Annotated in this window: 5 protein-coding genes and 1 pseudogene; 1 reads left to right on the top strand and 5 read right to left on the bottom strand. The window is 61.4% G+C overall.

The features are described 5' to 3' along the window. Positions 1–43: 43 nt before the first annotated feature. The gene (locus tag AC1DLB_RS26480) at positions 44–664 is read right to left on the bottom strand and encodes a glutathione S-transferase (RefSeq protein ID WP_477745526.1); all 621 of its coding nucleotides are present in this window, start codon (positions 662–664) and stop codon (positions 44–46) included. An 81-nt stretch (positions 665–745) separates the two neighbouring features. Next, positions 746–1,840 carry a DUF1615 domain-containing protein gene (locus AC1DLB_RS26475; protein WP_477743740.1) on the bottom strand — a complete coding sequence of 365 codons (1,095 nt, stop codon included), beginning with the start codon at positions 1,838–1,840 and terminating at the stop codon, positions 746–748. A gap of 160 nt (positions 1,841–2,000) precedes the next feature. Here AC1DLB_RS26475 and AC1DLB_RS26470 point away from each other — a divergent pair. Continuing rightward, positions 2,001–3,186, top strand: a pseudogene (locus AC1DLB_RS26470) (FAD-dependent oxidoreductase). Between the two features lie 15 nt (positions 3,187–3,201). On the opposite strand, the gene hemB reads toward AC1DLB_RS26470, so the two are convergent. The 3 genes from hemB to AC1DLB_RS26455 form a co-directional block, all read right to left on the bottom strand. Then, the gene (gene hemB / locus AC1DLB_RS26465; protein WP_018925389.1) at positions 3,202–4,176 is read right to left on the bottom strand and encodes a porphobilinogen synthase; all 975 of its coding nucleotides are present in this window, start codon (positions 4,174–4,176) and stop codon (positions 3,202–3,204) included. A 139-nt stretch (positions 4,177–4,315) separates the two neighbouring features. Continuing rightward, a complete protein-coding gene (locus tag AC1DLB_RS26460) occupies positions 4,316–5,158 on the bottom strand; it encodes a PhzF family phenazine biosynthesis protein (protein WP_477743741.1) in 843 nt (280 codons plus the stop codon). A gap of 23 nt (positions 5,159–5,181) precedes the next feature. Next, positions 5,182–5,538: glutathione binding-like protein (locus AC1DLB_RS26455; RefSeq protein ID WP_477785954.1), on the bottom strand; the 357-nt coding region annotated here is incomplete at its 5' end.

The raw sequence follows: 5,538 nt of genomic DNA, 5'->3' as shown, positions 1-5,538 counted from the left end.
GATAATCCCGCCCCTCCCCCACAACATGTGTTTGGCGGTGTTCCTATGGCCAATGCCGAGAGAAGACCGGCGCCAATGCAGGGTGGCGGTCGAAGCGTTCGAGCCAGGCGAAGAACCCCGGCCGCGCAATGCGCAAGTGTTCCCGGGTGCCCGCCCACCGCGTTACCACCGCTGCCAGAATATCCAGCGCGCCCGGTTTTCCATCGTCCAGGTACAACTTGCCGGCGAACTGATCGGCAAACACCTCCCAATGCCAATGCAGGCGTTGGCGGGCACCGGCCATGAGGTTTTGCCGGGACGACTCGTCCGCCTCGGCCAGCCAGCGTTCGGGGTAATCGATGATGCCGATGGCGGTGTAACAATTGCTGACGATATACACCAGGCCATGAATCACCTGATCGCGCTTGATCGGATTTTCCGGCAACAGATTCGACTCCGGAAACGTAAGGCCCAGGTGAATCAGGATGGCCGCACTCTCGGTAAGAACGCCGCCATCAGGCAGTTGCAGAGTGGGAACCTGCTTCAGCGGGTTGAGCTTCTCCAGCGCATGCAGCGCCTGCGAGGACGATGAAACGTCGATGAAGCGATAAGGAACCTCGCACAGTTCCAGCGCGGCTTCGATGGCGGCCGCCCCCGAATTCTGATGCCCATAGAGCTGGTACATGACTAAATCTCCTCTGCGACTCTCTCTTTGTAGCAGATGCCAAAGACTGCGCACGAACCATGTGGGAGCGAGCTTGCCCGGTTACCCTCCCGCGCGCTTCATACAGCGCTGATAGCGCTCGTCGACCCGCTTGGCAAACCACGCCGTGGTGAGTTTTCGGGTGATTTTCGGGCTTTGCAGCACGATCCCCGGCAACACCGCCCGGGGTAATGGCCGGCCTTCGGCCTGTTCGGCCAAAGCGAAGACGCGTTGATAGAGCGTGGTGTCCTCGAACTGAAGACTTTTGCCCTCCTCCAGTTGATCCCGAATGGTCGGGTTGCGCATGTCCAATTGCTTGCCAAGGGTGCGCACCGCCAGTTCCGTGGCGCCGGGCATAATCGAGTCGTAGCGCACCAGGTCGCCATCCAGCGCCAGCGGGATACCCGTCGCACGACTGACCGCGTTCTGAAACGCCGCATTGCGGCTGGCGTACCAACCGGCGTTGAAATCGGCGAAGCGATACAGCGGCTGCTTATAGCTCACCGGATAGCCGAGCAAGTGGGCGATACCGAAATACAGGCCACCGCGACGGGTGAACACTTCGTGACGAATCGAGCCGTTCACCGGGTAGGGATAATCCCGCACATGCTGCTCGGCAAAGTCGATGCTGACCTGCATCGGCCCGCCGGTGTGCACCGGGTTGAAGCCGCCGAACAAGGTCCGGCCCATGGGCACCATGCCGATGAAGTCATCGAAAATCTCGCTGAGCTCTTTCTCGCTGCGCACGGCATTCAGCCGGTCGCTGTAGCTTTTGCCGTTGGGTGAACGCACCTGCAAGGCACCGCTGACCAGCAAGCCGGGGATGTGGGCCTTATCGGCGCGGCGGTCGATTTCATCCCGGGCGATCTTGCCCAGGCCTGGCACCAGCGGGTCAGCCTGAAACGTCGACTCTTGCTCAGCGACCGCGAGTACCGAACACAGGTTTTGCGTGGTCGGCGAAATCTTTTGCGCGGCAAATGCTGCGTAGATGTCCGTGGCCCAGCCCTGACGGTCGACCGTTTTGGCCGGCAGCAGGCTGACGATCTCGGCCTTGACCTCGGCAGGCTTGCGGGCCGGCGGTTCCTGAGGGCGCTGAGTGCCGCAACCGGCCAGTACCAACAGCGCGGCCACGCTCATGATCAATCGATTGGCTTGCATGGTGCTCCATCAAATCCGTTGAGCCGGGTTAACCATACGATCAATGGCATGGCGCAGGCTATGACTATCCCGCCCTCTCCCTGTTCCGTAGCCGCTGTCGAGCCTGCGAGCGCGTCCCGGTTGAACCATACTTGATCCACACACCGAGGAGGACAGGCTCATGAACCGTAGCGACGTGCTGATCATCGGCGCCGGCCCGACCGGGCTGGTCCTGGCGCTGTGGCTGAGCAAGCTGGGGATTGGGGTGCGGATTATCGACAAGACCTCGGCCCCCGGTACTACCTCACGCGCGTTGGCAGTACAGGCCCGAACGCTGGAGCTGTATCGCCAGCTCGACCTCAGCGACGCCGTGGTGCAGAACGGCCATAAAGTGTGCGCCGCGAATTTCTGGGTCAAGGGCGAACCGGTCGCACACCTGCCGCTGAGCGCCATCGGCGAGGGGTTGACGCCCTATGCGTTCCTGGAAATCTATCCGCAAGACGAGCATGAACAACTGCTGATCGAACGCCTGGAGACCTTTGGCATTACGGTGGAGCGCAACACCGAATTGCACAGTTTCGAGGAAACTGGCGATGGCATCACCGCAACGCTGCGCTTGCCCGATGGCCAGCAGCAAACCTGCCAGGCCTGCTACCTCGCTGGCTGCGACGGCGCCCGCTCGATCGTGCGCAAATCCCTGGACACCGATTTTCCGGGCGGGTGGCCAGGGCATGAACACCGGGATTGGCGACGCGATCAATCTGGCCTGGAAGCTCGCGGCGGTGTTAAGCGGCAGCGCCACGGCCAAACTGCTCGACAGTTATGAAACCGAACGCATCGCCTTTGCCCAGCGCCTGGTGGCCACCACTGATCGGGTGTTCAATTTTGTCACGGCCGATGGGCCAATTGCCGACGTAATGCGCATGCGCGTGGCGCCCTTTTTGATCCCGAAAATGATCTCGTTCGAGGCCGTCCGGGAGTTCCTGTTTCGCACGGTGTCACAGACCACCCTCAACTATCGCGGCATGCCGTTGAGTGAGGGCGTTACCGGCCATATTCACGGCGGTGATCGCCTGCCCTGGGCCCACGACGATGAAGGGGACAACTTCGAATCGCTGAAATACCTGACCTGGCAGGTGCATGTGTATGGCGAAACCAGCGACGAGATGATCGCCTGGTGCAGCGCGCATCACCTGCCGTTGCAGGTGTTCGACTGGCGACCGGTGTTTGAAACCGTGGGACTGGCGCGCAACGGGTTTTACCTGCTGCGCCCCGATACCTATGTGGCGATCGCCGATTACAGCGCCGATCCGAAGGTGATCGAACGGTATTTCCGCGATCATGGGATACGGCCTTATATCACCTGAAGATCTTTTGATTTGTTAGATCCCGGCCAGGGCCAGGTCCATTGCGAAGTAGGTGAAGATCAAATCCGCCCCCGCCCTTTTGATCGCCCCCAGACTCTCACGCACGACGCGATCTTCATCGATCGCCCCAGCCTGGGCGGCGAATTTGATCATCGCGTATTCACCGCTCACCTGATACGCCGACAACGGCAGACGCGAGGCTTCGCGGATGTCGCGGATGATGTCCAGGTACGCGCCGGCCGGCTTGACCATCAGCGCGTCGGCGCCTTCCTGTTCGTCCAGCAACGACTCACGCACCGCTTCACGACGGTTCATCGGGTTCATCTGATAGCTTTTGCGGTCACCCTTGAGCGCACTGCCGCCGGCTTCGCGGAACGGGCCATAAAGCGCCGAGGCGAATTTGGTCGAATAGGCCATGATCGCGGTCTGGCTGAAACCCGCTGCATCGAGCGCCCGGCGAATCGCCTGGACCTGCCCGTCCATCGCCGCCGACGGCGCGATCACATCGGCGCCGGCCCGGGCGGCGGCCACGGCTTGTTTGCCGAGGTTGATCAGGGTCTGGTCGTTATCGACTTCGTGCTGGTGCAACACGCCGCAATGGCCGTGGTCGGTGTACTCACAAAAACAGGTGTCGGACATCACGATCATTTCCGGCACGGCGTTTTTGGCGATGCGCGACATGCGCGACACCAGGCCGTTATCGTTCCAGGTGTCGCTGCCGTTGCTGTCCAGATGATGAGACACGCCGAAGGTCATCACCGACTTGATCCCGGCCCGGGCGTAACGCTCGATCTCGCCGGCCAGTTTCGACTCGGGAATGCGCATCACCCCGGGCATGCTCTTGATCGGCACGAAATCGTCGATCTCTTCCTCGACGAAAATCGGCAGCACCAGGTCATTCAAGCTGAACTCGGTTTCCTGGAACAGGCTGCGCAGGCTCGCATTGCGGCGCAGACGGCGTGGACGTGCTTCGGGGAACTGACTGGACATGGACCTTCCTGAAGAGACGAAATTCGTAGGGCGCAAAGCTTATGCCCTGCAAGGTGCGGGACACAAACCTCGATCGCTCAAGACAACGTTACCGCGGCGGCAACAATCGCCCGCATCGAATACCGCCTGCTCTCACAGGTTAGATCGTCAGCGTTCCGGTAATACACGTCACGACAGCACCACCAATCCAAATCTCATCTCCCACCTGCTCCACCCGAATCCGCCCGGCGCGGCCCATGGTCAGGCCCTGACTGACGACATAAGATGCCGGGGCCAGCCCTTCGCTGAGCAACCATTGAGCGATTCCGGCGTTCAGGCTGCCGGTGGCCGGGTCTTCCGGCATGCCGTCGCCGGAGATGAATGCACGCACTTCGAACTGCGCCTCAGCACCATCGCGCTCGGGGTGCCATGGCGCGATGACACCGACGGCGAGGCCGAGCATCTGTGCATGATCCGGCTGCAAGTCCAGAATCTGCTGGCGGTCCTCGACCATCACCGCCAGCCAACCGGCACCGTTGTCGACCCATTGCGTGCGCACAATCGCTCCCGGCGCCAATCCGAGGCCCAGCCGTACACGCTCGACCAGCCCGGCGTCCACCGGGCCGGACCTGAGCAACGGTGGCGCGAGAAACGCCAGCTCCGCCCCCTGCCGACGCACTCGCACCAACCCGGCACCGCATTCCTGAATGATCTCCTCGCCTTTGGGCACCCCACCGGCCTCGAGCCAGGCATGGCAGGTGCCCAGCGTCGGATGACCGGCGAACGGCAACTCTTGCAGGGTGGTGAAGATGCGTACCCGATAGTCGGCCCGGGGGTCTCGAGGTTCGAGCACGAAAGTGGTTTCGCTGAGGTTGGTCCAGTTCGCGAACGCCGCCATGCGTTCATCGCTGAGCTTGTCTGCGCCGAACACCACCGCCAGCGCGTTGCCCTTGAGCACGACGTGGCTGAAGACATCTACTTGCTTGAAATCGAATGAGCTCATTGCCTGCCTTGGTGATGAGGGATTCAAAGGGATTGCTTGGGGATTTCCAGCCCACGAATCACCGCCGGCCTTGCCAGGAAACGCTCCAGCACGCGAGTGACATTGGGGAAATTCTGGATGCCGACCAGATCACCGGCCTCGTAGAAGCCGATCAGGTTACGCACCCACGGAAAAGTCGCGATGTCGGCAATGGTGTAGCGCTCGCCCATGATCCAGTCGCGCCCTTGCAGACGGCCATCGAGGACCTTGAGCAAGCGCTTGCTTTCGTCGACGTAACGATCACGGGGACGCTTGTCTTCGTAGTCCTTGCCGGCGAATTTGTTGAAAAAGCCGAGCTGGCCGAACATCGGCCCGATACTGGCCGAACATCGGCCCGATAC

It is taken from the genome of Pseudomonas sp. 05N434, from assembly GCF_056396965.1.
The sequence above is the reverse complement of the archived record's forward strand: the minus strand, read 5'-3'. Positions and strand labels throughout refer to the sequence as shown.